Below are 25603 nucleotides of genomic sequence, written 5' to 3' on the forward strand. Positions count from 1 at the left end.
ATGGCGGATAAAGAGCTTAAGTTTTTGGTTGTGGATGACTTTTCCACCATGCGTCGCATCGTGCGTAACCTGCTCAAAGAACTGGGTTTCAACAATGTTGAAGAGGCCGAAGACGGCGTGGACGCGCTGAATAAGCTGCAGGCTGGGGGATTTGGTTTTGTCATTTCCGACTGGAATATGCCGAACATGGATGGCCTGGAACTGCTGAAAACCATTCGTGCTGATGGCGGAATGTCCGCCCTGCCGGTGCTGATGGTTACGGCAGAAGCGAAGAAAGAGAATATCATTGCGGCGGCACAGGCTGGCGCCAGTGGCTATGTCGTGAAACCGTTCACGGCGGCGACGCTAGAAGAGAAACTCAATAAAATCTTTGAGAAACTGGGCATGTGAGGGTGTGATAATGATGATGCAACCACAAATTAAACCTGCTGACGAACATTCAGCCGGGGACATCATCGCGCGCATCGGCAGTTTGACCCGAATGCTGCGCGACAGCCTGCGTGAACTGGGGCTGGATCAGGCTATTGCCGAAGCGGCAGAAGCGATTCCCGATGCCCGCGATCGTCTCGATTACGTTGTGCAGATGACCGCACAGGCGGCAGAGCGCGCGCTGAACAGTGTGGAAGCTTCGCAGCCGCACCAGGACGCGATGGAAAAAGGGGCCAAAGACCTGACCAAACGCTGGGATGAATGGTTCGAAAATCCGATCGAGCTGTCTGACGCCCGTGAACTGGTCACCGATACCCGCCAGTTTCTGGGTGATGTGCCAGGGCATACCAGCTTTACTAACGCTCAACTGCTGGACATCATGATGGCGCAGGATTTCCAGGACCTCACCGGTCAGGTCATCAAGCGCATGATGGATGTTATCCAGGAGATTGAACGTCAGCTGCTGATGGTTCTGCTGGAAAACATTCCAGAGCAGGGCGCTCGTCCAAAACGTGAAAACGAAAGCTTGCTTAACGGCCCGCAGGTTGACACCTCAAAAGCCGGCGTGGTGGCAAGTCAGGATCAGGTTGACGACCTGCTGGATAGCCTCGGGTTCTGATCCGTAGCGTTTTTATTTGCTGGCCCGGCAGGCGCTCGCCGCCGGGCATTCTAACCGATAACGGTTTGCGCGTTATCCGGCCTACAGATACCTATCGTTCTCTTTATTTACTATCCATTTTTTCGGTGACGTTGCCAGAACGGGTTCGCTCGCTGCATACCGAGCGCGGCGCTTTTGTGGATCCCGCAGGGTTATTGGGCCGCCAGTCGGGACAATGTGCCCTGCACTATGATTCGTACCCGGTTGAATGCCAGGATGAAGTGGGTTCATCTGCACGGCGTATATCCTCTTTTTTATGCCATAACTTGGCGGTTATTTACCGAAATGATGCTGAGGTCACAGCAGGTTACGCCTGAGTGACAGTGCGATATATAGACTTGTCATAATAATTGCAGTTAAATGGTTATCAGTGCAAGGCAATATATTATGTCAGTAGGTTATTTATCGATATCCCGAGTGTTTTTACTCGAATAGCGGCGGGGGAGATATGCGAATTTTACGTGAGAATGATTTTTTTCATTCAGAGCAACATGCGTTTTGTCTTTTTTCGATGAATAACCAATTAATGGAAGGTGTGCACGGGCATGATTTTGATGAACTGGTGATTGTCCGTAGCGGTAGCGGGTTTCATATTATTAATGACTTGGTTCGTTTTATCTGCCAGGGTGACTTTTTTTTAGTGACCGCTAACGATACCCATAGTTATGTTTCAACTAATAATCTGTCGGTTATTAATATATTAATTCGTCGCCCGCGCAGTTTTCATTTTTTACAGCACATTGATAATTTGCTCGATTGTATAAAAGAAAAACTTCTACAGCCTACCGCGCTGGCGCTAACTCAGGGAGCGCTGGCGCGTATTGAGGTATTGAGCCAGGAGATAATCTCACGTAACGAGAGTAACTATGACGTGCTCTATTTTTCATTGTGTGAAGTCGCTTTGCTGAACATCATCAACACGCTTTGCCAGTGCGACCGCCAGACCGAGGCGCTTAGCCCTGATGAGCGAGGGCGAGCCAACCTGATCCGTATGCTCAAGACCAGTAGCTTGCGTCATTTGGACTGGAATGTGTTGAGTGATGATAACGGTGTCGCCAGGCGCACGATGTATCGCTTAATTAAGCGAGTGACCGGTTATACTCCGGTTAAATTCCAGATGTTGTATCGTGTATTAAAAGCTCAAGAATTACTGCGCACTACGGATAAAACCATCAGTGAAATTGCGGCACGTTGTGGTTTTATGAATGCGATCAGGTTGACTGAATCGTATCGACGGTATTTTCATTATCCTCCAAGCCATGAACGTGAACTTCATTCACGAGTTTTAATAGCGATTTAATTGTTAGGTTAATAACAATAAAAAATTATTACTACCATCCATCGTGACGGGGGTAGGCCATACGCTTATTTCTCGCCTTACTATCTGTAAATTTAAGGGAATCGTTATGTCAAAAAATAAAACACCTAACCCCTGGTATATTGGGGTGGTGTCTGGAATGGCATCATATATTGATTCGGCGGCTATTGTTTCCAGTGGTACAGCCTTAGTCATTTATCAAAAAACAATGGGTATTACTGCACTACAAATTGGCATTTTATCTGGATTATTAACGCTGAGTATTGCCGCTGGGGCTTTTGGTGGCGGTCGTCTTGGAGACCGTATTGGTCGTCGTAATGTTTTTATTATTACGATGGCGATGATTTTTATCGGCACGCTGGCGCTGGCCTTTGGTTTGAACTTCCCGTTCCTGGTGCTGGGCACACTCTTGGTGGGGCTGGCGACAGGGGCTGATTTACCTGTCTCTCTGGCGACTATCTCCGAAGCGGCGAACGATGAAAACCGCGGCAAGATTATCGGCTTGTCCAATTTACTCTGGCTGGTGGGAATTGGTGCCACGATGGGGATCTCCGCTATCGTCGGCGACTGGGGGCTGATTGGCGCGCAAATCATGTATATGCACGTTGGGCTGGTGGCGGTTGTGCTGATGATCCTGCGTTGGTCTATCCCTGAGTCGCCGCTGTGGTTGGCGGCAAAGGATGAACTGCGTCGTGGCATCGCCACCGTGCGGGCGCAGAAAACCGGCTGGCGCGATCTGCTTGAAGGCAAATACCTGTGGCCGTTTATCTCGCTGTGTATCTTTTATACCTTCACCAATCTGGCGGCCAATACCGGCGGGCAGTTTGGGGCTTATGTAGCGGTAAATGTGGTGGGCATTTCGGTCAGCACGCACTCTCTGTGGGGGCTGTTGATTCTGCCAGTGAGCGTGGCGTCTGGGTTGATGTTTATGCGCGTCGTTGATACCTCAAAACGGGTTCCATTCTTTATTTTTGGCGCGGTGATGATGTCCGGTGGTTATTTCGTGCCGGTATTGTTTAATTTCTCGCCACTCTCCTGGTTCTGCTGCCTGCTGTTTACCAATATCGGCACAGGATTTGCCTTCGAAGGCATCATGAAAGTGTGGGCGCAAGAGTCATTCCCCACCATGCTCCGCGCCACCGCGCAAGGGGTGATTGTCGGTGTCGCCCGTCTGACCTGCGGCTTGTTGGCGTTCGTCACTCCTGTGCTGTTGAGCGCGGGGCCGGTGGTTCTTTATTGCCTGCTGACGGCGATTGTGGCGATAGGCATGGTTATCGGCTGGCTGTGCTTCCACGGCAAGCAACGTAATGAATTTAATGCAGAAACAGAAATGGTGGCGACGCCTGATAACGGACAGGCGTCGCACGATACTTTGCGGGCCAAAGCCTGAATATGAGCCACTGAGGGAAAAATTATGTTGGCAGTAGAAAAGATTACGCTCAACTATGAAACCACGCTGACGGGCTGCGAAACGTTGCCGGTTTTCGGCTGGATAATCACCAGCACCTTGCGCGATGTACAGCAGCGTAGCTGGCGTTTGCAGCTGTCGGCGCAAGAAGATTTTGCCCAATGCCTGTTTGACAGCGGCGAAATGCACGATGACCGCTCCAGTAATATCGAATTGCCCGACGTCGCCTGCCAGCACTCGACGCGCTATTTTGTGCGGGTGCATATTACCGACAACCACGGTGAAGAGAGCGGCTGGAGCCCGGCGGCAACGTTTATTACCGGCCTGCCAGCGCGAGCGTGGCAAGGGGTGTTTATCTCGGCTGAAACGCCGCAGGATAAAGACAACTCAAAAGGCACATTGTTGCGCCATGCGTTCAGTTTGCCCGACGGTGATGACATTGTTTCGGCGGTGGTACATGCCAGCGCGCTGGGGCTGTATCAACTGTGGATCAACGGCGAAAAAGTCGGGCGTGATGAGTTATCGCCCGGCTGGACGAGCTACCACCACCATCTGTTGTATCAAACCAGGGATGTGACCGAGCACCTGCGAGAAGGCGAAAACGTGATTGGCGCGATGGTGGGGGCGGGTTGGTATAAAGGGGATATGAGCTTCAACCGCTATCGCAACTATTACGGCCAGCAGACGGGGTTTATTTGCCATATGGTGGTGACGCTCCGCGATGGTAGCCAGCGGATAATCGCCACGGATGCACACTGGCAGGGCAGCGATGACGCCATTTTGTTTGCTGAAATTTATGATGGCGAAGTGTATGACGCACGTCGGGAGCAGCGTGGCTGGAGCGAGCCTGCGTTTAGCGCCGGGCATTGGCGCGCGGTGACGACGCTTGCGGCAGAGACTTCGGTGCTGCAACCGCAAACGGCCTGCCCGGTACAAGAAATAGAACGGCTTGCGCCGTGCTCAATCATCACGACGCCAAAAGGTGAGACGGTGCTTGATTTTGGCCAGAATCTCAGCGGCTGGGTGGAGTTTCGGGTGCGCGGTGCGGCAGGTGAGCGCGTGGTGCTGCGCCATTTTGAAGTGCTGGATGCCGAAGGCAATGTTTATCTGGCGAACCTGCGCACCGCCAAACAGTGCATTGATTACACCTTACGCGGCGAGGGTGAAGAATGTTTTCACCCGCATTTTACCTTTCAGGGTTTCCGTTATGTGCTGATTGAACGTTGGCCTGGCACGCCGACGCGGGATGATTTTGTCGCGGTTGTGCTGCATTCCGCGATGACGCCGACGGGTCACATTGAAACCTCAAATGCGGATCTCAACCAACTGCATCACAACATCATGTGGGGGCTTAAGGGCAATTTCGTCGATATCCCAACCGACTGCCCGCAGCGCGATGAACGTCTGGGATGGACGGGCGATGCGCAAATTTTCTGCCGCACCGCCAGTTATCTGATGCAGACGCGCACTTTTTTTGCCAAATGGCTGACCGATCTTCAGCACGACCAAACGCCGGAGGGCGGTGTGCCGCACGTCATCCCCGATATCCTTACCGGCAAATGCGACAACGACCGCTTTTTATCCCACGGGCGCACCCATTCCGCCGCAGCCTGGGCCGATGCGGCGGTGATTAACCCGTGGACGCTGTACCTGATGTACGGCGATAAACAGACGCTGGCCCGCCAGTACGACAGCATGAAAGCCTGGGTGGAGTTTATGCATGACAACGCTGTTGAGAACCAGTGGTCGTGGAAACTGCAGTTTGGCGATTGGGTTGCGCTGGATGCCAAAGAGGGCAGCTATTTTGGCGCAACGCCGAATGAACTGACCTGCATGGCCTACTATGCGTTGTCCACGCTGCTGCTGGCGAAATCAGCCAAAGCACTGGGAAATGACGTTGACCACACTCATTATCAGGCGCTGCATACCGCGATTGTCGAAAGCTTCCGCAATGAGTTTTTTACCGCCACCGGGCGGCTGGCGGCACGCACGCAAACGGCGCATATTCTGGCGCTTTACTTCCAGTTAGTGCCGGACGCGCACCGCGAGCGCACCGTGCAAACGCTGCTGGAACTGCTGGCGGAAAATGACGGTCATCTGGTGACGGGGTTTGTCGGCACCCCCTATTTCTGTCTCGCATTGAGCGAAAACGGGCAGGCCGACGCGGCGTGGCAATTACTGATGAAAGAGGATTTCCCAAGCTGGTTGTATCAGGTAAAAGCTGGGGCGACGACGATTTGGGAACACTGGGATGGCGTGAAACCGGACGGCACAATGTGGAGCCCGGACATGAACTCCTTCAACCATTATGCCTACGGGGCGATCGGTGAATGGCTGTATCGCGTGGCGGCGGGAATAAATACCGAAGAACACGCGCCGGGATTTAAATCTTCGGTACTGCGGCCTATTCCGGGCGGTGGCCTGACATGGCTGAAAGCGCGATACGGCTCGGTATATGGTGATATTGCCGTCTACTGGACGCAGGAACCGGCGCGCGATGGCTTGCAGACCATCACTCTTGAGGTAGATATTCCACCGAATACTCACTCAATGGTGATCCTCGATGGCGCACAAACGCTGCTCGATACCGATGGCCTCGACTTCGCGCCAGTAGATGGCGGCTATGGCGCGCAGGTGGGATCGGGCCATTATCGCGTTATCTGGCAGCGCTAACCGCGTGATTGTCACGGCAGCGTTCGCGCTGTCGTGGCAAACGAACGCTCGAATTCCTCTGTTTTCGTTTCGCTATTCGACGCATTGGCAATGGTTGCGGTCGCGATAATACTCGTGACCGTGACGACGAGAGTAATGCCGTGGCAGAAGAAAGCGACGACGACAAAACAGAAGCCCCCACACCCCACCGACTTGAAAAAGCACGGGAAGAAGGGCAAGTCCCCCGATCCAAAGAGCTGACCTCACTGCTTATTTTGCTGGTGGGCGTGTGCATTATCTGGATTGGCGGGGAGTCGCTTGCCCGCAGACTGGCCGGTATGCTGTCGGCCGGATTACGTTTTGACCACAGTATGGTCAATGACCCTAACCTGATCCTCAGCCAAATCATCCTGCTGATTAAAGACGCGATGATTGCGCTGTTACCGTTGATTACCGGCGTCGTTCTGGTGGCATTAATCTCCCCGGTGATGCTTGGCGGCTTGATTTTCAGCGGTAAATCTCTGCAGCCCAAGTTCTCTAAGCTGAATCCGTTGCCGGGCATTAAACGCATGTTTTCAGCGCAAACCGGAGCGGAACTGCTCAAAGCGATACTGAAATCCACGCTGGTGGGGAGCGTGGCCGGATTTTATCTCTGGCATAACTGGCCGGCGATGATGCGTTTGATGGCGGAGTCGCCGATTACGGCGATGGGCAACGCTCTGGATTTAGTTGGCATGTGCGCGCTGTTGGTGGTGCTTGGCGTTATTCCGATGGTGGGGTTCGACGTTTTTTTCCAGATTTACAGCCATCTGAAAAAGCTGCGCATGTCGCGTCAGGATATTCGTGACGAATTTAAGCAAAGCGAAGGCGACCCGCACGTTAAGGGCAAAATACGCCAAATGCAGCGCGCGGCCGCGCAGCGTCGCATGATGGCGGATGTGCCGAAAGCGGACGTGATTGTTACCAACCCCACGCACTATTCGGTGGCGTTGAAGTATGACGAGAACAAAATGAGCGCGCCGAAAGTTGTTGCCAAAGGCGCGGGGCTGGTGGCGCTGCGCATTCGTGAGATTGGCGCTGAACATCGAGTCCCTACGTTAGAAGCGCCGCCGCTGGCGCGTGCGCTATACCGTCATGCTGAGATTGGGCAACAAATACCGGGTCAATTATATGCCGCCGTTGCCGAAGTGCTGGCATGGGTATGGCAGCTAAAACGCTGGCGTCTCGCCGGCGGCAAGCGTCCACCACAACCTGAAAACCTTCCGGTGCCTGAAGCACTGGATTTCATGAACGAGAAGAATACTGATGGCTAATCTGGTCGCGATGTTGCGTTTGCCCAGCAACCTGAAATCCACGCAACTGCAAATCCTTGCCGGACCGATCCTTATCCTGCTGATCTTGTCGATGATGGTGTTGCCGTTGCCGGCTTTCGTCCTCGATTTGCTGTTCACGTTTAACATTGCGCTGTCGATCATGGTGCTGCTGGTGGCGATGTTCACCCAGCGTACGCTGGAGTTTGCCGCATTCCCGACGATTTTGCTGTTTACCACATTATTACGCCTCGCCCTGAACGTTGCGTCGACGCGTATCATTTTAATGGAAGGGCATACCGGCGCGGCGGCGGCGGGAAAGGTGGTTGAAGCTTTTGGTCACTTCCTGGTGGGCGGTAACTTTGCGATCGGTATCGTGGTCTTCGTTATTCTCGTCATTATCAACTTTATGGTTATCACCAAAGGTGCCGGACGTATCGCCGAGGTTGGCGCGCGCTTTGTGCTGGATGGTATGCCAGGCAAGCAAATGGCGATTGATGCGGATTTGAATGCGGGTCTGATTGGCGAAGATGAAGCCAAAAAACGGCGCTCGGAGGTGACGCAGGAAGCGGATTTCTACGGCTCTATGGACGGTGCGAGTAAATTCGTACGTGGAGATGCCATCGCCGGTATCTTGATTATGGTGATCAACGTGGTCGGCGGTCTGTTAGTCGGGGTGTTGCAGCATGGTATGAGCATGGGTAGCGCAGCGGAAAGTTATACCCTGCTGACCATCGGTGACGGGCTGGTGGCGCAAATTCCTGCGCTGGTAATCTCCACCGCGGCGGGGGTAATCGTGACCCGCGTGAGTACCGACCAGGATGTAGGCGAACAGATGGTGACCCAACTGTTCAGTAATCCTAGTGTCATGCTGCTTAGTGCGGCGGTGCTTGGTCTTTTGGGTTTGGTTCCGGGGATGCCGAACCTGGTATTTTTGATGTTTACCGCCGCGTTACTGGGTCTGGCCTGGTGGATGCGTGGTCGTGAGCAAAAAGCTCCCGATGAGCCGCAGCCGGTGAAAATGCCGGAAAACAACTCCGTGGTGGAAGCAACATGGAATGACGTACAGCTGGAGGATTCCCTGGGTATGGAGGTAGGCTACCGCCTGATCCCAATGGTGGACTTTCAGCAAGATGGCGAGTTGCTGGGGCGAATTCGCAGTATTCGTAAGAAATTTGCCCAGGATATGGGCTTTCTGCCGCCGGTGGTACATATCCGCGACAATATGGATCTGCAGCCAGCCCGCTATCGTATTTTGATGAAAGGGGTGGAAATTGGCAGCGGTGACGCCTATCCGGGACGCTGGCTGGCCATTAACCCTGGTACTGCCGCCGGGTCACTGCCGGGCGAGAAAACGGTCGATCCGGCTTTCGGTCTGGACGCTATCTGGATTGAAAGCGCATTGAAGGAACAGGCGCAGATTCAGGGCTTTACGGTTGTTGAAGCCAGTACCGTTGTCGCCACGCACCTTAATCACCTGATTGGGCAGTTCGCTGCTGAGCTGTTTGGCCGTCAGGAGGCGCAACAGCTACTGGACCGCGTTTCGCAGGAGATGCCAAAACTGACAGAAGACCTGGTCCCGGGCGTCGTGACGCTCACTACGCTGCATAAAGTGCTGCAGAACTTACTGGATGAGAAAGTACCGATTCGCGATATGCGCACCATTCTCGAAACGCTGGCTGAACATGCACCGCTGCAAAACGATCCGCATGAGCTTACCGCGGTGGTACGTGTTGCGTTGGGACGCGCCATCACTCAGCAGTGGTTCCCGGGTAATGAAGAGGTTCAGGTTATCGGCCTTGATACTCCGCTCGAACGTTTGCTTCTGCAGGCGCTGCAGGGCGGCGGCGGTCTGGAGCCGGGTCTTGCAGACCGACTGCTGGCCCAGACTCAGGAAGCGCTGTCCCGTCAGGAAATGTTGGGTGCGCCGCCGGTCTTACTGGTTAACCACGCGTTGCGTCCGTTACTGGCTCGCTTTTTACGTCGCAGCATTCCGCAACTGGTGGTGTTATCGAACATGGAGCTGTCTGACAACCGCCATATCCGTATGACGGCGACTATTGGAGGTAAGTAATGCGTAAATTACTGTGGTTGTTGTTTTTTCCTCTGGTAGCGCAGGCTGCCGGAGAAGGCGCCTGGCAGGCCAGCGGTATGGGGATTACTTTAAATCACCGCGGCCAGTCAGCCTCGTCTTCACCTCTGACGCCCAGCCAGCCGGTCTCGGGGTTGATGACGCTGGTGGCCTGGCGCTATGAGCTCAATGGCCCAACGCCCGCGGGTTTACGGGTGCGTTTATGTTCTCAGTCCCGCTGTGTTGAGCTGGACGGGCAAAGCGGGACCACCAACGGATTCAATAATGTTCCCGCCATCGAACCGATGCATTTTGTCTGGGAAGTACCCGGTGGCGGTCGCTTGATCCCCGCCTTGCAAGTTCAGAGCAATCAGGTGATTGTGAACTATCGTTAACGCCTCCCTTCATTCCGGCCAGCAGCAGAAACTGCTGGCTGCTTCGCAATTCTAGTCCGCCTCTTTGATTAAATAGAAACGCTGTTTTATAAAATAGGTGACATACGTTGCCGGACTCTTTGTGCTGTTGCCATTTCACGAATACCCCTGGCAAAAATAGAAAGGTTTCACTTGCTGTTAGCTTTTACTGTGGCCCTGTAAGGAGGCCCAATGTCAAAGCGAGGATTGCGGGGCCTCCCAATAATGTGCAGGGGTAACGGCAATGAATACACGTAAAATTGGGTTGGTTAACTATTTTGCCTACGGTTCGGGGGATTTTTTAGGCGCAGGCACCACGGCGTTAACCGCTGCCTGGCTACTCTATTTTTACACGACGTTCTGTGGCCTGACGCCAATCGAAGCAACCTTTATCTTCGCTACCGCCAGGGTGTTGGATGCCGTTGTTAGCCCATTAATGGGTTTTTTAACCGATAACTTTGGCTCCACCTGGCTCGGCAAACGCTTTGGGCGACGTAAGTTTTTTATTTTGTTGGGGATCCCCTGTGTCTTTAGCTACTCACTAATGTGGGTGGGTGATATGGGGTTCTGGTACTACCTGCTCACCTATCTGATTTTTGACGTGGTCTACACCATGATTCTGGTGCCATACGAAACGCTGGTACCCGAAATGACCGATGACTTTAAACAGAAAACCAAATTCTCCGGCGCGCGCATTTCGATGGCGCAAATGTCTGCCATTCTGGCCTCATTCTTACCTGGCGTTCTGCTGACGCTGTTTGGCAAGGACAACCCCGTCTCTTTTTTCTACGCCAGCCTGGTGTTTTCTGTGCTGTGTGCACTGATGCTGACCTTCGTCTGGTTCTTTACCTGGGAACGCCCACGGGAAGAGTGGACTGAGGCGGCGCTGCGAGCCGAAGAAGAGAAGAAAAGCCTGACCTTGAGTCAGAGTATGAACCGTTTATTTGTGGAACTGAGTTCAACACTGCGCATCCGTATCTTTCGCCAGCATTTAGGAATGTATCTTGGCGGCTATATTGCCCAGGACGTCTTTAACGCCGTCTTTACTTACTATGTGGTGTTTGTGCTGATGCAGGAAGCATCAATGGCGTCAAACCTGCTGGGTACGATGGCTATCTTCCAGTTTATTGCCGTTATCGCCATGATCCCATTGTGCATCCGTTTCGGACCTGCGCCGTCTTATCGCATGGTGGTCGTCCTGTTTGGCCTCAGTTCACTCTCCTATGCGGGGCTGTATTACGCCGGATTAAGCGATGTTTATTCTCTGTTGCTATTGGTTTCCGCCGTTGCGGGTTTAGGACGCGGTGGTATCAACTACGTTCCCTGGAATATCTACACCTATATTGCCGACGTTGACGAAGTGATTACCGGTCAGCGTCGGGAAGGGATCTTCGCCGGCATTATGACGTTAACGCGTAAAGCGTCGCAGGCGGGAGCGGTGATGCTGGTGGGGATTGTGATGCAGTTGTCTGGTTTTGTCTCCGGTCAGAGCGCACAACCCGCGGCGGTCAGTCATACCATCCTGTTAATTCTGAGCTGCGGAACGCTGATTGTTCTGGCGATGGGTTTCCTGGTTTCCTTGCGCTTCAAACTGAACCTGCAAACGCACAGCACCCTGCGTGAAGAGACAGCAAAAATGCGTGAGTCCGGGCAACCCGTGTTGGAAGGACTATCCGCTAAAGGACGCGCGACCGTAGAGATGCTATCGGGCATGCCTTATGAATCACTTTGGGGTAACAACAATATTGGTTACCTGAATCGTAATAAACCAGCTGCACCGAAACTGGAAAAGGGTGCTGTATTGAATTCGACATTGACAGAGGTTAAGTAAATGATTGTTTATCCGGTTAAACACAGCCCATTGTTGCGCCAGCCAGAACATTTTATTGCCAGGGATGAATTAAAAGCGTTGATCAAAAAGGTGACGCATAATCTGGTCAATATTCATGATGAGACCGGCGAGTTCTTGCTACGTCTGGATGACGGACGCGTTATTGATACCAAAGGCTGGGCGGGATGGGAGTGGACGCACGGCATCGGCTTGTACGGGATGTATCAATATTATCAGCAAACCGGCGATGCCGCGATGCGCGATATTATCGACAGCTGGTTTGCCGATCGCTTTGCGGAAGGTGCAACGACCAAAAACGTCAACACCATGGCACCGTTTTTAACGCTGGCATATCGCTATGAAGAGACGCGTAATCCCGCGTATCTGCCGTGGCTCGACAGCTGGGCTGAGTGGGCAATGCATGACATGCCGCGTACCCAATTCGGCGGTATGCAGCACATTACGCTGGCGGAAGAAAATCACCAGCAGATGTGGGATGACACGTTGATGATGACGGTCTTACCGCTGGCGAAGATTGGCAAGTTGCTCAACCGTCCCGAGTATATTGAAGAGGCAACCTATCAGTTCCTGCTGCACGTGCAAAACCTGATGGATAAAGAAACGGGGCTGTGGTTCCACGGCTGGAGCTATGAAGGACAGCATAACTTCGCCAACGCTCGCTGGGCGCGTGGCAACAGCTGGTTAACTATAGTCATCCCGGATTTCCTCGAATTACTTGATTTGCCGGAAAACAATGCAGTGCACCGCTATCTGGTGCAGGTTTTGAACGCGCAAATCGCGGCGCTGGCGAAGTGCCAGGATGAAAGCGGACTGTGGCACACCTTGCTGGACGACCCGCAGTCGTATTTGGAAGCCTCGGCAACCGCCGGATTTGCCTATGGGATCCTCAAAGCGGTACGTAAACGCTATGTCGGACAAGACTATGCGGCTGTAGCCGAAAAAGCCATCAGAGGCATTGTGCAACATATTTCGCCGGAAGGTGAATTGCTGCATACCTCGTTTGGTACCGGGATGGGCCACAATCTCGATTTCTACCGCAACATCCCCCGGACCTCCATGCCTTACGGTCAGGCGATGGCGATGCTGTGCCTTACCGAATACTTGCGTAAGTATTTTTGATATCGGTGTCCGATGGCGTTGCGGCTATCGGACCCGCTTGTGCGTCGTCGTCCTGCGCAGCAAACAGATGATCCATGATTTGACGCATGACTGGTGCGGCGGTGACGCCATCGCTGCCGCCGTTTTCCAGAATTAACGCTATGGCGACTTTCGGGTTCTTATATGGCGCAAATGCGGTATAGAACACGTGGTCGCGAAGACGTACGGGGATCATTTTCGCATCGTAGGTCTGATTTTCTTTCAGGCTAAAGACCTGTGATGTGCCACTTTTCGCTGCAATGCCGTAAGGCGCGGTGTGAAAGAACTTATAACCGGTACCGTTTGGCTCATTCGCCATGCCGAACATCGCTTGACGCACCAGTCCCCAGTAGGGGGACGAAGCAGAGGCAATTTGTGACGGTGCTTCGGGAGCCTGGTACGGCGTGATGACTTTTCCGCTCTCTTCATCACGTAGCAGGTGAGGGGCGATAACCTTGCCGTTGTTAATCAGCGCGACCATGGCTTTAACCATCTGGATCGGCGTGGCAATCCAGTAGCCCTGGCCGATGCCAACCGAAATGGTATCTCCCTGATACCAGGCTTTTTTATGCACTTTCTGCTTCCATTCGCGGCTCGGGAGCAGGCCGTTATACTCCTCACCAAGATCGATGCCGGTCGGCTTGCCATAGCCAAACTGGCTGAGCATGCTGTTAATACGGTCAATCCCCATCATATACGCCACCTGATAAAAGAATGTGTCGGCAGATTCTTCAATTGCTTTGGTGACATCCAGCATACCGTGGCCCGTTTTTTTCCAGTCACGGTAATGTCGCTCCGTGCCGGGGAGCGTCCAGGTGGGGGCGCCGAAGAAACGGGTCTGCGGCGTGATCACGCCGTCCAGTAATGCTGACATCGCCATATACGGTTTGACCGTGGAGGCGGGAGGATACAACCCCTGCGTGACGCGGTTGATTAACGGCAGGTCCTTATCCTGAAGCAGCTTGTTATAGTCCTGATAGCTGATACCTTTGACAAACGGGTTGGGGTCATAGCTGGGGTTCGAAACCATTGCCAGCACGGAACCGTCATGTGGATCCTCAACCAAAACGGCGGCCCGCTGGCCCACCAACAGACTCTCAATATATTGCTGTAAATGGAGGTCCAGCGTCAGATGGATATCTTTTCCGGCAACGGGCGGCACATCTTTGATCAGGCGTACGATGCGTCCGTGGTTATCAACTTCGACCTCCTGATAACCGGTTTTCCCATGCAGTTCATTTTCATAGTAGTGCTCGATACCCTGCTTACCGATGTTGTGATCGGCGGCGTAGTTCTCTGTCAGGCCTTTTTGATCGAGCGCTTTCAGGTCGTTGTCATTGATTTTTGACACATAGCCAAGGACATGCGCCAGCGCTGCGCCATAAGGGTACTGGCGGTCTTCATAGCTATTGATATTGACGCCGCTGAAATGAAACTGGTTAACCGAGAAGCGGGCGATTTCCACATCGGTCAGCGCATTTTTTAGCACGACCGGGCGATAGCGGCTGCTGGCTTTCAGCGCATGGCGAAACTGGTCAATGTCATCAGGAGTGAGGTCAATGATAGGCGTGAGCTGCCTGATCAGGGCATTCATATCACTGATTTTATAAGGCGTAACGGAAATGTCGTACCAGGTTACGTTGCGCACCAGCGGGATGCCGTTGCGATCGTAAATCATGCCGCGCGTCGGGGCCACGGGCAGCATTTTGATGTCGTTTGCATTTGAGCGGGTGGTGTAATACTGGTGCTGACAGATTTGTAAGTTGTAGAGATTGTAAATCAGGATGCCAAAGCAGATGACCACCAGGCCAAAGGCCACCAATACACGCCGCTGGAAGAGTTTTTCCTCCGCCTCAAAATCTCTGAATGTCATTGACCCGTACCCGATTAATTCGCCGCCTCATGATACGGAGGCTTAAACGGGATGACAGGCAAAAAATGTTCCATATCTCTACGGAAATGTGTCATTCCTTGTGAGTTGTTACAGATGGCCTGTTACAGAAATAAAAAAGGCCTGAGTCCGAATTTCGGAGTCAGACCTGATAGGTGAGCTGATTTACATACGTTCTACGGTTTCGATACCCAGCGTATCCAGACCCAGCTTCAGGGTTTTCGCCGTCAACTGTGCCAGTTTCAGGCGGCTGTTACGAATCTCTTCGTTTTCAGCGCTAAGGATTGGGCAGTGCTCGTAGAAGCCGGAGAACAGACCGGCAACGTCGTACAGGTAAGCACACATCACGTGCGGCGTACCTTCACGTGCAACAACGGTCAACGTTTCTTCAAACTGCAGCAGACGCGCAGCCAGCTGAGCCTCGCGATCTTCACTGATAATCACCTGCGCATTTGCCAGCGCGCTTTCGTCGATATCCGCTTTACGGAACACGGACAGTACGCGGGTGTAGGCGTACTGCATATACGGCGCAGTGTTCCCTTCGAACGCCAGCATATTGTCCCAGTCGAAGATGTAGTCGGTGGTACGGTTTTTGGACAGATCGGCATATTTCACCGCGCCGATACCGACCGCATTCGCCAGTTTTTCCAGCTCGTCGGCAGGCATGTCCGGGTTCTTCTCCGCTACCAGACGGCGTGCGCGTTCCAGCGCTTCATCCAGCAGATCGGCCAGTTTAACCGTGCCACCCGCACGGGTTTTGAACGGCTTGCCGTCTTTACCCAGCATCATACCGAACATGTGGTGTTCCAGCGGCACAGAGTCCGGCACATAACCGGCTTTACGCACGATGGTCCAGGCCTGCATTAAGTGCTGATGCTGACGGGAGTCGATGTAATAAAGTACGCGGTCGGCATGCAGCGTTTCATAACGGTACTTGGCGCAGGCGATGTCGGTCGTGGTGTAGAGATAGCCGCCATCTTTCTTCTGAATGATTACGCCCATCGGTTCACCTTCCTTGTTCTTATACTCATCAAGGAATACGACGGTAGCGCCTTCGCTTTCAACAGCCAGGCCTTTAGCTTTGAGATCGGCCACGATGCCAGGCAGCATCGGGTTGTACAGGCTTTCACCCATGACGTCGTCACGGGTCAGGGTGACGTTCAGGCGATCGTAGGTTAACTGGTTTTGCGACATGGTGATGTCGACCAGTTTGCGCCACATCTCACGGAAGTACTCGTCGCCGCCTTGCAGCTTCACGACATAACTCCGGGCACGTTCCGCGAAGGCTTCATCTTCGTCGTAATGTTTTTTCGCATCACGGTAGAAACCTTCAAGGTCAGCCAGCGCCATCTCGCCAGCATTTTCCTGCTGCTGTTTTTCCAGCCATGCGATGAGCATACCGAACTGAGTACCCCAGTCGCCGACGTGGTTGGCGCGGATAACATTGTGACCGAGGAACTCCAGCGTACGCACCGCAGCGTCACCGATGATGGTGGAACGCAGGTGACCAACGTGCATCTCTTTCGCTACGTTAGGTGCGGAGTAATCAACCACAACGGTTTGTTTAGCCGGTTGGGTGACGCCCAGACGATCGGAAGCCAGCGCCTGCTGAACGTGCTGCGCCAGAAATGCCGGATCGAGAAAAATATTGATAAAGCCCGGGCCTGCAATTTCAACTTTGCTGGCGATCCCGTTGAGATCCAAATGAGTCAGCACCTGCTCAGCCAGTTGTCGCGGCGCCATACCCAGTTTTTTAGCGACAGCCATCATGCCGTTAGCCTGATAGTCGCCGAACTGTACTTTTGCTGACTGACGAACCTGCGGTTCGCAATCTGCAGGCGCGCCTGCAGCAATCATGGCCTGACTGACTTTTTCTGAGAGAAGAGCCTGAATATTCACCGGAATACCTTACATTTATGAAGCGGCTTAAAATGCACCGCACCAGTTTAAGAATTAAGGGCGGGAGTATACTGCAAATGCCCGTTGCCGTCAGCATTGCGAGTATCGCCAGCAGCCTGAAATATAAACATTGTCATTACGTATAATTATTCATATTGCGCTTAAGAAAATCAGCAGTTGGTTGGGGCTGCGCAACAAGGTAAATTAGCGGCTTTGAATATGGATATGAGCTTTCATTATGGCGAACTGGCAGACAGTTGCAGAATTGCATGATATTTCCGCAGATTTACCGCATTTCATTCAGGCGTTAACGGATCTTTCCACTCGCCTTGGGCTGGATATCTCATCGCTTGAAGCCGATCACATTTCTCTGCGTTGTCATCAAAATACCACCGCAGAGCGCTGGCGTCGTGGGTTTGAACAGTGTGGCGAATTGTTGTCAGAAAATATCATCAATGGCCGACCGATTTGCTTGTTCAAACTCGATGAGCCAGTTTGTGTGCAACACTGGCAATTTACTATCGTAGAACTGCCGTGGCCGGGCGAAAAGCGTTATCCGCATGAAGGCTGGGAGCATGTTGAAATTGTTCTGCCGGGTGAGGTGGAGACGCTGAATGCACGAGCGCTGGCGCTGCTTTCAGATCACGGGCTGAGCCAGCCGGGTATATTTGTAAAAACCAGTTCGCCAAAAGGCGAGCGCGAACGTTTACCGAATCCAACGCTGGCGGTCAGCGATGGCAGCGTGACGATAAAATTCCATCCGTGGTCGATTGAGGCCATTGTGGCAAGCGAACGTCAGGAGTGAGTATGGCATTACTGGAAATCTGCTGTTACAGCATGGAGTGCGCGCGCACGGCGCAGCAAAACGGCGCGGATCGCATTGAGCTTTGCTCGGCGCCCAAAGAGGGGGGCTTAACGCCGTCCCTGGGCGTCTTGCGTTCGGTTCGCCAGCATATCTCGATTCCGGTCAATCCCATTATTCGCCCGCGTGGGGGCGACTTTTGTTACACCGACGGTGAATTCGCTGCAATGCTGGATGATATTGCAATGGTAAGAGATCTGGGGTTCTCAGGGTTGGTAACCGGCATTTTAGATGCAGATGGTGATGTCGATATGCCGCGCATGGAGAAAATAATGATCGCGGCGGGACCGCTGCACGTCACTTTTCATCGGGCCTTTGACATGTGCGCTAACCCACTCAATGCGCTAAAAAAATTAGCTGATTTGGGCATCGCCAGAGTGCTGACTTCCGGGCAAAAATCAGATGCGGCGCAAGGTTTAACAAAAATTATGGAACTTATTGCGCAGGTGAATGCTCCAATCATTATGGCCGGAGCGGGGGTTCGCGCCTCGAATTTGTCCCTGTTCCTTGATGCTGGAGTGCAGGAAGTCCACAGTTCTGCCGGAGTATGGCTGGCTTCCCCCATGCGTTATCGCAATTCGGGGTTGTCGATGTCTTCGGATGCACAGGCGGATGAGTATTCACGCTATGCAGTAGACGGGGCGGCGGTTGCGGAAATGAAAGCAATCATTGCACACCACCAGGCCAGCTGATTTTACCGTTGCATCATGTCGCCCAATATGATGCTTGCTCGTACCAGGCCCCTGCAATTTCAACAGGGGCCTTTTTTTATCCTGCATATTTCAAGCCGCAGCGGAGTTGTCTGCCTTGCTGCAAGTTGAACTATTTTGCAGAAAGAGTGCTATCTGGCAAAAATAACTACGGCTTACGTGCAATCAATACCGCGCGTAATGGGGCCGGGTAGCCTTCCACCGTTTTGCTGTGATCGTTCGGGTCGAGGAAGTCGGCCAGTGATTCGGTTATCATCCACTCGGTGCGGCGCTGCTCTTCGGTGGTGGTGACGCAGACATCAGCAATGCGCACATCAACAAACCCACATTTTTCCAGCCAATTTTTTAACGCCAGCGCAGAAGGAATAAAGTAAACGTTACGCATCTGCGCGTAGCGATCGCCCGGTACCAGTACGGTATTTTCATCACCTTCGACGACCAGCGTTTCCAGTACCAGTTCGCCATCTTTCACCAACTGATCCTTCAACTGCCACAGGTGTTCCAGCGGTGAACGGCGGTGATAAAGCACTCCCATGGAGAATACGGTATCAAAGGCGTTGAGCGCCGGAAGCTGCTCAATACCCAGCGGCAGCAGGTGAGCGCGTTGGTCATTGCCCAGCAGTTTACGTACTGCCTCAAACTGGCACAGAAACAGCTGGGTAGGATCGATACCAACTGCCAGATGCGCCCCCGCGCCAATCATGCGCCACATGTGATATCCACTCCCGCAGCCGACATCAAGAATGGTGCGCCCGGTGAGGTCAGACAAGTGCGGCAGAACGCGATCCCATTTCCAGTCCGAGCGCCACTCGGTATCTATATTGACGCCGTACAACGAGTACGGCCCTTTACGCCATGGCATCAGGTTACGCATCAGGGTGTCGATACGTTTGAGCTGACCGTCGCTGAGCGGCTCATCGCTTTCGGCGGTAACGCTATGCAGTAAGTCCAGGCGATGCGGCGTCAGCTCGGGCAGAAACTCGACGGCATTTGACCACTGCTTAAACAAGCCGTGCTGATCGCGCTGCCAGGTCGCGATTTGCGCCGGGAGCGTTTCCAGCCAATGGGAAAGGTGATTTTTGGCAATCAGTTGATAAAAGTTACCAAAGTCGATCATGCGCTAACCTCAGCTTTCAGTGCCACCAGAGAACCAAAGTTAAAGCACTGGAACCACAATTCGCTGTGTTCAAAGCCCGCCTGATGCAGTCTCGCTTTGTGCGTTTCGACCGAATCGGTCAGCATCACGTTCTCCAGCATGCTGCGCTTTTGGCTGATTTCCAGCTCGCTATAGCCATTTGCCCGTTTGAAATCGTGGTGCATGTTGAACAGCAGCTCGCCAACGTTAGCGTCTTCGAAACTGAATTTTTCAGACAGTACCAGCGCGCCGCCGGGGTTCAGCCCCTGATAAATCTTATCCAACAATGCCTGGCGCTCAGGTGGCTCAAGGAATTGCAGGGTAAAATTCAGCACCACCATCGAGGCGTTTTCGATAGTAATGTTGCGAATATCGCCTTCGACAACGTCAACCGGTGTCGGCGCTTTATAGGCGTCAATATGACGGCGGCAGCGCTCAACCATGGCCGGGGAGTTATCGACGGCAATAATTTTGCAATTCTCGTGATGAATATTGCGACGCACCGAGAGCGTCGCCGCGCCCAGAGAACAGCCCAGATCGTAGACCTGTGTGTTGGGTTGTACGAAACGTTCGGCCAACATCCCAATCATAGAAATGATATTGGAATAGCCAGGAACGGATCGCTGGATCATATCCGGGAAGACTTCAGCTACCCGTTCATCAAAGGTCCAGTCACCCAGACTGGCGATAGGCGCAGAAAAAAGCGTGTCGCGGTGAGACATAACGTAAAAATCCGGGAAAAATAAAGTGGCGTATTGTGCGCTAATGCAGGGAGAAAACCAACTCCCAGGGCATATACCAAAGATTCGCCAGCACCATTAGCAACAGCGAACACCAGGTCGCGCTCATGCCTGAACGGCGCCAGCGGAAAAGCCGGTGGTGGAATCCGTAATAATGCATCAGTCGCCCGGCAATCAGAATCAGCCCGCAAATATGCACCATCCACGTTTCTGCGCCGTTCATTTCCATAAATAACAGCAGCACCAATGCGACGGGAATATATTCCACCGCATTACCGTGAATGCGGATAGCGCTTTGTAGTTCGCTAAAACCTCCGTCACCATATGCAACGCGGTATTGCATGCGCAGGCGAACGACGTCAAAGGAGAACTTAATTAACAATAACGCACCCAATACGGCATAAAGCGCGCTTACCATACAAACTCCCTTTTAAAATGGCTGATGGCATTGACTATGATAGGTGGCATTTTCAGAAAAGAGAAGATTGCTGTGGAATAGACGGAGCTGATCCGATCTCTGGCAGGGCGCTGCGTAAATTTGCCCATAGCGTATCGACAAGCTCCGGGGCCTGCGCGATATCCGGGGTATGTAAAAACAGATACGGCGTTGTGGTTTGTTGCCATTGCGACAGCTTGGTCAGCCAGACGGCAAAAAGCGCGCTGTTTTGTGCCATATTATCGCTGCCGATAAAGCGTACCATCGGATGGTTTGCCGTCACCACTGCATGCACCGGAACCTTTGGCTTCTTGCGCTGGGCGTCACGTATCGCTTCAGTATGTGGTATTGCGGCATGTACCGGTCGACTGTCCAGAATCACCCGATTTACCCTGCGCTCATGTAGGCCTCGATTGAATCGTTGCTCTGTTTCGCCTTTGGCAAAGAAGTCCGGATGGCGAACTTCCACACCGTAGGTAAAGGATTTGGGGAGCGCATCGAGAAACTGCCACAAGGCTGGCAGGTCGTGCGGGCCAAAAGTTGCGGGTAATTGCAGCCAGTATTGCCCAATGCGTGATTCAAGTGGCGACATGCGCGTGAAAAACTCTTGTACCAGGTCATCGCAATTACGCAGTGCGGCCTGATGCGAAATGGTGGCCGGAAACTTAAAACAAAATCGAAACGCATCGGTAGTCTGCGCATGCCAGCGGGCCACAATGTCGGCTTTTGGCAGCGCGTACAGCGTGGTATTGCCCTCCACACAGTTAAAGTGGCGGGCATACTCTTCAAGGCTGGTGATCCCCAGACGCACCCATTTGGGATGCGCCCACTGGGGTAAACCGATATAAATCATAGCGCTTGCAGGATCTCGTCCACGCTGCGTACGCGTGCGATACGCGGGAAAATATGCGTCATGCTGCCCTGATGTTGCTCAGCGCTGGCGGCACTACAGGCGTTTTCTGCAACGATCAGATTAAAACCCAGCTCCCACGCATTTCGCGCCGTTGACTCCACGCCAATATTTGTGGAAATGCCGCACAGGACGATGGTCTCGATGCCCCGACGACGCAGTTGTAATTCCAGATCGGTGCCGTAGAAAGCCCCCCACTGGCGTTTGGTCACTTCGAGGTCGCTGGCGCATTTACCCAGAGCGCTCGGGTAATTCCACCAGTTTTCGGGTAACGCTTTGGCCGGAGCGTGAGCATCAACTGGCTGTTTCAGCGCTTCGGCATAATCGTCAGACCAGCCGACGCGCACCATTACCACCGGGGAACCGTGGGCACGGAATTTTTCCGCCAACTGCGCGGCGCGGGCAACCACGTCGTTTGCCGAGTATGGGCCGCCAGCGAAAGGCAGGATACCTTCCTGTAGATCAATAACAACAAGAGCGGTTGTTTTTGCGTTCAGTTCCAGCATGATCACTCCAGTAAAAAAAGAATTCCGTTACACCTTAATCGCGAATCAGTGTGAAAGGGACGACAATTTTTGTTATTTTTTGTGAGATTACGCAATGCCCGTCCAGGAAACAGGCGTACAGTCAGTACCGGACTTATCGTGCGGCAGAATTTCCAGTATAATAGCCGCCTTTTTTCATTCAGTTGTGACATTCAGCTAAAGCTGCGACTTCGTCACCTGCGAGACAGGTGACAATCCGCCTGCGGCAAAGTTAAGGGATATCTCATGCGTACAGAATATTGCGGACAGCTACGTCTGTCCCACGAGGGGCAGCAGGTGACTCTGTGTGGTTGGGTCAACCGTCGTCGTGATCTTGGTAGCCTGATCTTTATCGATATGCGCGACCGCGAAGGTATCGTGCAGGTATTTTTCGATCCGGACCGTGCGGATGCGTTAAAGCTGGCCTCCGAACTGCGTAATGAGTTCTGTATCCAGGTTACGGGCACCGTGCGTGCGCGTGACGCGAAAAACGTCAACGCCGATATGGCGACTGGCGAAATTGAAGTGCTGGCCTCCGATCTGACCATCATCAACCGTTCAGACTCGCTGCCGCTGGACTCTAACCACGTAAACACCGAAGAAGCGCGACTGAAGTATCGCTACCTGGATCTGCGTCGCCCTGAAATGGCGCAGCGCCTGAAAACGCGTGCAAAAATTACCAGCCTGGTGCGTCGTTTTATGGACGATCACGGCTTCCTCGACATCGAAACTCCGATGCTGACCAAAGCTACGCCGGAAGGCGCGCGCGATTACCTGGTTCCTTCTCGTGTTCATAAAGGTAAGTTCTACGCGCTGCCGCAGTCTCCTCAGCTGTTTAAACAGCTGCTGATGATGTCCGGTTTTGACCGCTACTATCAGATCGTAAAATGCTTCCGTGATGAAGACTTACGTGCTGACCGTCAGCCTGAATTTACTCAGATCGACGTTGAGACTTCCTTCATGACCGCGCCGCAGGTGCGTGAAGTGATGGAAGCGCTGGTGCGTAACCTGTGGCTGGAAGTTAAAGGTGTGGATCTGGGTGATTTCCCGATCATGACCTTTGCCGAAGCCGAGCGTCGTTACGGTTCTGATAAACCAGACCTGCGTAACCCGATGGAACTGGTTGACGTTGCCGATCTGGTGAAAGGCGTTGAGTTCGCCGTGTTCTCTGGTCCGGCGAACGATGCGAAAGGCCGCGTGGCTGCCCTGCGTGTACCGGGCGGTGCGAGCTTAAGCCGTAAGCAGATCGACGATTACGGTAACTTTATTAAGATTTACGGCGCGAAAGGTCTGGCTTACATCAAAGTCACCGAGCGTGCGAAAGGCCTGGAAGGCATCACCAGCCCGGTTGCTAAGTTCCTGAACGCAGAAATCGTAGATGCGATTCTGGAGCGTACTGGTGCGCAAGACGGCGACATGATTTTCTTCGGTGCCGACAACAAGAAAGTGGTTGCCGACGCGATGGGCGCGCTGCGTCTGAAACTGGGCAAAGACCTGAACATTACCGACGAAGCCAAATGGGCGCCGCTGTGGGTTATCGACTTCCCGATGTTTGAAGATGATGGTGAAGGCGGTCTGACCGCGATGCACCACCCGTTCACCGCGCCAAAAGACATGACTGCCGCTGAGCTGAAAGCTGCGCCGGAAGACGCGGTTGCCAACGCGTACGATATGGTCATCAACGGCTATGAAGTGGGCGGTGGTTCCGTGCGTATTCACAACGGTGATATGCAGCAGACTGTATTCGGCATTCTGGGCATTAACGAGCAAGAACAGCGCGAGAAGTTCGGCTTCCTGCTGGATGCGCTAAAATACGGTACACCGCCGCATGCGGGCCTGGCGTTTGGTCTGGATCGTCTGACTATGCTGCTGACCGGTACTGACAACATTCGTGACGTTATTGCCTTCCCGAAAACCACGGCTGCAGCATGTCTGATGACTGAAGCACCAAGCTTTGCCAATGAAGCCGCGCTGGCGGAACTGAGCATTCAGGTTGTTAAGAAGGCCGAGAATAACTGATATGAGATACAAACAGCCTGTCTCGGTGTTAGTCGTGATTTATGCAAAGGACACCGGGAGAGTGCTGATGTTACAGCGACGCGACGATCCTGATTTCTGGCAGTCGGTCACCGGCAGCCTTGAAGAGGGTGAAACCGCGTCGCAAGCCGCGATGCGCGAAGTAAAGGAAGAGGTCGCCATTGATGTTGCGACTGAGCAACTGACCTTAATTGACTGTCAGCGCACGGTGGAATTTGAGATTTTTAGCCATTTACGTCATCGCTATGCGCCGGGAATTGAGCGTAATACTGAATCCTGGTTTTGCCTGGCACTTCCCTCTGAACGAGAGATCGTGTTCACCGAACATCTGACCTACCGTTGGGTTAATGCGCACGAAGCCGCGCAGTTAACCAAGTCGTGGAGTAACCGGCAGGCGATTGAAGAGTTTGTAATTAACGTCGCCTGAGAAGGCGCGCTTTTTGGAGAGATTATTTATGGCAGGTCATAGTAAATGGGCCAACACCAGACATCGTAAAGCAGCGCAGGATGCTAAACGCGGTAAAATTTTCACCAAAATCATTCGTGAGCTGGTGACGGCAGCCAAACTGGGCGGCGGCGATCCGGATGCTAACCCACGTCTGCGCGCCGCGGTTGATAAAGCGCTGGCAAATAACATGACCCGTGACACCCTGAACCGTGCAATCGCGCGTGGTGTTGGTGGCGACGATGATGCGAACATGGAAACCATCATCTATGAAGGTTACGGCCCTGGCGGAACAGCCGTTATGATTGAGTGTCTGTCTGACAACCGTAACCGTACCGTTGCGGAAGTGCGTCACGCATTCACTAAAACGGGCGGCAACCTAGGTACCGACGGTTCCGTAGCTTACCTGTTCAGCAAAAAAGGCGTGATCTCTTTTGAACAAGGCGACGAAGACGCCATTATGGAAGCGGCACTGGAAGCGGGCGCTGAAGACGTTGTGACCTTCGACGATGGCGCGATTGACGTTTACACCGCGTGGGAAGAGATGGGCAAAGTGCGTGATGCGCTGGAAGCGGCTGGTCTGAAAGCTGACGCGGCTGAAGTGTCTATGATCCCCTCCACCAAAGCGGATATGGATGCAGAAACGGCGCCGAAGCTGATGCGTCTGATCGATATGCTGGAAGACTGCGACGACGTGCAGGAAGTTTACCACAACGGCGAAATCTCCGATGAGGTTGCTGCAACGCTCGAATGATGTGGTTAAGCC

At 53.1% G+C, this 25603-nt stretch carries 22 protein-coding genes; 15 read left to right on the forward strand and 7 right to left on the reverse strand.

The window, feature by feature from the left end; genetic code table 11:
- From cheY to O6D90_RS09875, 10 genes are all read left to right on the forward strand, one after another.
- On the forward strand, positions 1 to 390 hold the full coding sequence (gene cheY / locus O6D90_RS09830; protein WP_016153434.1) for a chemotaxis response regulator CheY: 390 nt from the start codon (positions 1 to 3) through the stop codon (positions 388 to 390).
- Between the two features lie 13 nt (positions 391 to 403).
- Positions 404 to 1048: a protein phosphatase CheZ gene (gene cheZ / locus O6D90_RS09835; protein ID WP_029139578.1), complete on the forward strand. Its 645-nt coding sequence runs from the start codon at positions 404 to 406 to the stop codon at positions 1046 to 1048.
- Between the two features lie 487 nt (positions 1049 to 1535).
- A complete protein-coding gene (locus tag O6D90_RS09840) occupies positions 1536 to 2387 on the forward strand; it encodes a helix-turn-helix domain-containing protein (protein ID WP_016153432.1) in 852 nt (283 codons plus the stop codon).
- 157 nt (positions 2388 to 2544) lie between these two features.
- Positions 2545 to 3795, forward strand: coding sequence for an MFS transporter (locus O6D90_RS09845; protein WP_230675900.1), 1251 nt, complete (start codon positions 2545 to 2547; stop codon positions 3793 to 3795).
- Between the two features lie 24 nt (positions 3796 to 3819).
- On the forward strand, positions 3820 to 6486 hold the full coding sequence (locus O6D90_RS09850) for an alpha-L-rhamnosidase (RefSeq protein ID WP_016156808.1): 2667 nt from the start codon (positions 3820 to 3822) through the stop codon (positions 6484 to 6486).
- Positions 6487 to 6626: 140 nt separating this feature from the next.
- Complete coding sequence (gene flhB / locus O6D90_RS09855) at positions 6627 to 7778, forward strand: flagellar biosynthesis protein FlhB (protein WP_016153429.1); 1152 nt, start codon at positions 6627 to 6629, stop codon at positions 7776 to 7778.
- On the forward strand, positions 7771 to 9849 hold the full coding sequence (gene flhA, locus O6D90_RS09860) for a flagellar biosynthesis protein FlhA (RefSeq protein WP_016153428.1): 2079 nt from the start codon (positions 7771 to 7773) through the stop codon (positions 9847 to 9849). Before flhB ends, flhA begins: the two co-directional genes overlap by 8 nt.
- A complete protein-coding gene (flhE, locus tag O6D90_RS09865; protein ID WP_016153427.1) occupies positions 9849 to 10241 on the forward strand; it encodes a flagellar protein FlhE in 393 nt (130 codons plus the stop codon). Before flhA ends, flhE begins: the two co-directional genes overlap by 1 nt.
- A gap of 262 nt (positions 10242 to 10503) precedes the next feature.
- On the forward strand, positions 10504 to 12090 hold the full coding sequence (locus O6D90_RS09870; protein WP_016156807.1) for an MFS transporter: 1587 nt from the start codon (positions 10504 to 10506) through the stop codon (positions 12088 to 12090).
- Positions 12091 to 13230, forward strand: coding sequence for a glycoside hydrolase family 88/105 protein (locus tag O6D90_RS09875; protein WP_016156806.1), 1140 nt, complete (start codon positions 12091 to 12093; stop codon positions 13228 to 13230). It abuts the gene before it with no gap.
- Here O6D90_RS09875 and mrdA read toward each other — a convergent pair.
- Both mrdA and argS read right to left on the reverse strand, forming a co-directional pair.
- Positions 13202 to 15121 carry a penicillin-binding protein 2 gene (mrdA, locus tag O6D90_RS09880; RefSeq protein ID WP_016156805.1) on the reverse strand — a complete coding sequence of 640 codons (1920 nt, stop codon included), beginning with the start codon at positions 15119 to 15121 and terminating at the stop codon, positions 13202 to 13204. The two genes, O6D90_RS09875 and mrdA, sit on opposite strands and share 29 nt — an antisense overlap.
- Positions 15122 to 15304: 183 nt before the next feature.
- Positions 15305 to 17038 (reverse strand): arginine--tRNA ligase, encoded by a 1734-nt coding sequence (gene argS / locus O6D90_RS09885; protein ID WP_016153423.1) that lies wholly within the window; start codon positions 17036 to 17038, stop codon positions 15305 to 15307.
- A gap of 238 nt (positions 17039 to 17276) precedes the next feature.
- On the opposite strand from argS, the gene O6D90_RS09890 reads away from it, so the two are divergent.
- Both O6D90_RS09890 and cutC read left to right on the forward strand, forming a co-directional pair.
- Positions 17277 to 17843 carry a VOC family protein gene (locus O6D90_RS09890; RefSeq protein WP_016153422.1) on the forward strand — a complete coding sequence of 189 codons (567 nt, stop codon included), beginning with the start codon at positions 17277 to 17279 and terminating at the stop codon, positions 17841 to 17843.
- 2 nt (positions 17844 to 17845) lie between these two features.
- Positions 17846 to 18592, forward strand: coding sequence for a copper homeostasis protein CutC (cutC, locus tag O6D90_RS09895; protein WP_016153421.1), 747 nt, complete (start codon positions 17846 to 17848; stop codon positions 18590 to 18592).
- A 166-nt stretch (positions 18593 to 18758) separates the two neighbouring features.
- Here the strand turns inward: cutC and cmoB are convergent, their stop codons facing one another.
- Genes cmoB through O6D90_RS09920 form a run of 5 tightly spaced genes read right to left on the reverse strand, consistent with a single transcriptional unit; the run spans position 18759 to position 22337 of the window.
- Positions 18759 to 19727: a tRNA 5-methoxyuridine(34)/uridine 5-oxyacetic acid(34) synthase CmoB gene (gene cmoB, locus O6D90_RS09900; protein WP_016153420.1), complete on the reverse strand. Its 969-nt coding sequence runs from the start codon at positions 19725 to 19727 to the stop codon at positions 18759 to 18761.
- Positions 19724 to 20467 carry a carboxy-S-adenosyl-L-methionine synthase CmoA gene (cmoA, locus tag O6D90_RS09905; RefSeq protein ID WP_016153419.1) on the reverse strand — a complete coding sequence of 248 codons (744 nt, stop codon included), beginning with the start codon at positions 20465 to 20467 and terminating at the stop codon, positions 19724 to 19726. Before cmoA ends, cmoB begins: the two co-directional genes overlap by 4 nt.
- A gap of 40 nt (positions 20468 to 20507) precedes the next feature.
- On the reverse strand, positions 20508 to 20903 hold the full coding sequence (locus O6D90_RS09910; protein WP_016153418.1) for an MAPEG family protein: 396 nt from the start codon (positions 20901 to 20903) through the stop codon (positions 20508 to 20510).
- Positions 20904 to 20955: 52 nt separating this feature from the next.
- The gene (locus O6D90_RS09915) at positions 20956 to 21774 is read right to left on the reverse strand and encodes a DUF72 domain-containing protein (protein WP_016156804.1); all 819 of its coding nucleotides are present in this window, start codon (positions 21772 to 21774) and stop codon (positions 20956 to 20958) included.
- Positions 21771 to 22337, reverse strand: coding sequence for a hydrolase (locus O6D90_RS09920; protein WP_016156803.1), 567 nt, complete (start codon positions 22335 to 22337; stop codon positions 21771 to 21773). The genes O6D90_RS09915 and O6D90_RS09920 overlap by 4 nt, the downstream gene beginning before the upstream one ends.
- A 264-nt stretch (positions 22338 to 22601) precedes the next feature.
- Between O6D90_RS09920 and aspS the strand changes: the two genes are divergently transcribed.
- From aspS to O6D90_RS09935, 3 genes are read left to right on the forward strand one after another with little or no spacing between them, the layout of a single operon-like run.
- Positions 22602 to 24374 (forward strand): aspartate--tRNA ligase, encoded by a 1773-nt coding sequence (aspS, locus tag O6D90_RS09925; protein ID WP_016153415.1) that lies wholly within the window; start codon positions 22602 to 22604, stop codon positions 24372 to 24374.
- A 1-nt stretch (position 24375) separates the two neighbouring features.
- Positions 24376 to 24819, forward strand: coding sequence for a dihydroneopterin triphosphate diphosphatase (gene nudB / locus O6D90_RS09930; protein ID WP_016153414.1), 444 nt, complete (start codon positions 24376 to 24378; stop codon positions 24817 to 24819).
- Between the two features lie 28 nt (positions 24820 to 24847).
- Positions 24848 to 25591: a YebC/PmpR family DNA-binding transcriptional regulator gene (locus tag O6D90_RS09935; RefSeq protein WP_016153413.1), complete on the forward strand. Its 744-nt coding sequence runs from the start codon at positions 24848 to 24850 to the stop codon at positions 25589 to 25591.
- Positions 25592 to 25603: the final 12 nt, after the last annotated feature.

The sequence above is a fragment of the Citrobacter sp. 21OH12SH02A-Citro genome (genome assembly GCF_027919895.1).
Taxonomy (GTDB): domain Bacteria; phylum Pseudomonadota; class Gammaproteobacteria; order Enterobacterales; family Enterobacteriaceae; genus Citrobacter; species Citrobacter braakii.

Bases quoted from the DNA above. Each gene is read 5' to 3' on its own strand.
- cheY (WP_016153434.1), top strand. From the start codon at position 1: ATGGCGGATAAAGAGCTTAAGTTTTTGGTTGTGGATGACTTTTCCACC.
- cheZ (WP_029139578.1), top strand. From the start codon at position 404: ATGATGCAACCACAAATTAAACCTGCTGACGAACATTCAGCCGGGGAC.
- O6D90_RS09840 (WP_016153432.1), top strand. From the start codon at position 1,536: ATGCGAATTTTACGTGAGAATGATTTTTTTCATTCAGAGCAACATGCG.
- O6D90_RS09845 (WP_230675900.1), top strand. From the start codon at position 2,545: ATGGCATCATATATTGATTCGGCGGCTATTGTTTCCAGTGGTACAGCC.
- O6D90_RS09850 (WP_016156808.1), top strand. From the start codon at position 3,820: ATGTTGGCAGTAGAAAAGATTACGCTCAACTATGAAACCACGCTGACG.
- flhA (WP_016153428.1), top strand. From the start codon at position 7,771: ATGGCTAATCTGGTCGCGATGTTGCGTTTGCCCAGCAACCTGAAATCC.
- flhE (WP_016153427.1), top strand. From the start codon at position 9,849: ATGCGTAAATTACTGTGGTTGTTGTTTTTTCCTCTGGTAGCGCAGGCT.
- O6D90_RS09870 (WP_016156807.1), top strand. From the start codon at position 10,504: ATGAATACACGTAAAATTGGGTTGGTTAACTATTTTGCCTACGGTTCG.
- O6D90_RS09875 (WP_016156806.1), top strand. From the start codon at position 12,091: ATGATTGTTTATCCGGTTAAACACAGCCCATTGTTGCGCCAGCCAGAA.
- mrdA (WP_016156805.1), bottom strand. From the start codon at position 15,121: ATGACATTCAGAGATTTTGAGGCGGAGGAAAAACTCTTCCAGCGGCGT.
- O6D90_RS09890 (WP_016153422.1), top strand. From the start codon at position 17,277: ATGGCGAACTGGCAGACAGTTGCAGAATTGCATGATATTTCCGCAGAT.
- cutC (WP_016153421.1), top strand. From the start codon at position 17,846: ATGGCATTACTGGAAATCTGCTGTTACAGCATGGAGTGCGCGCGCACG.
- cmoB (WP_016153420.1), bottom strand. From the start codon at position 19,727: ATGATCGACTTTGGTAACTTTTATCAACTGATTGCCAAAAATCACCTT.
- cmoA (WP_016153419.1), bottom strand. From the start codon at position 20,467: ATGTCTCACCGCGACACGCTTTTTTCTGCGCCTATCGCCAGTCTGGGT.
- O6D90_RS09910 (WP_016153418.1), bottom strand. From the start codon at position 20,903: ATGGTAAGCGCGCTTTATGCCGTATTGGGTGCGTTATTGTTAATTAAG.
- O6D90_RS09915 (WP_016156804.1), bottom strand. From the start codon at position 21,774: ATGATTTATATCGGTTTACCCCAGTGGGCGCATCCCAAATGGGTGCGT.
- O6D90_RS09920 (WP_016156803.1), bottom strand. From the start codon at position 22,337: ATGCTGGAACTGAACGCAAAAACAACCGCTCTTGTTGTTATTGATCTA.
- aspS (WP_016153415.1), top strand. From the start codon at position 22,602: ATGCGTACAGAATATTGCGGACAGCTACGTCTGTCCCACGAGGGGCAG.
- nudB (WP_016153414.1), top strand. From the start codon at position 24,376: ATGAGATACAAACAGCCTGTCTCGGTGTTAGTCGTGATTTATGCAAAG.
- O6D90_RS09935 (WP_016153413.1), top strand. From the start codon at position 24,848: ATGGCAGGTCATAGTAAATGGGCCAACACCAGACATCGTAAAGCAGCG.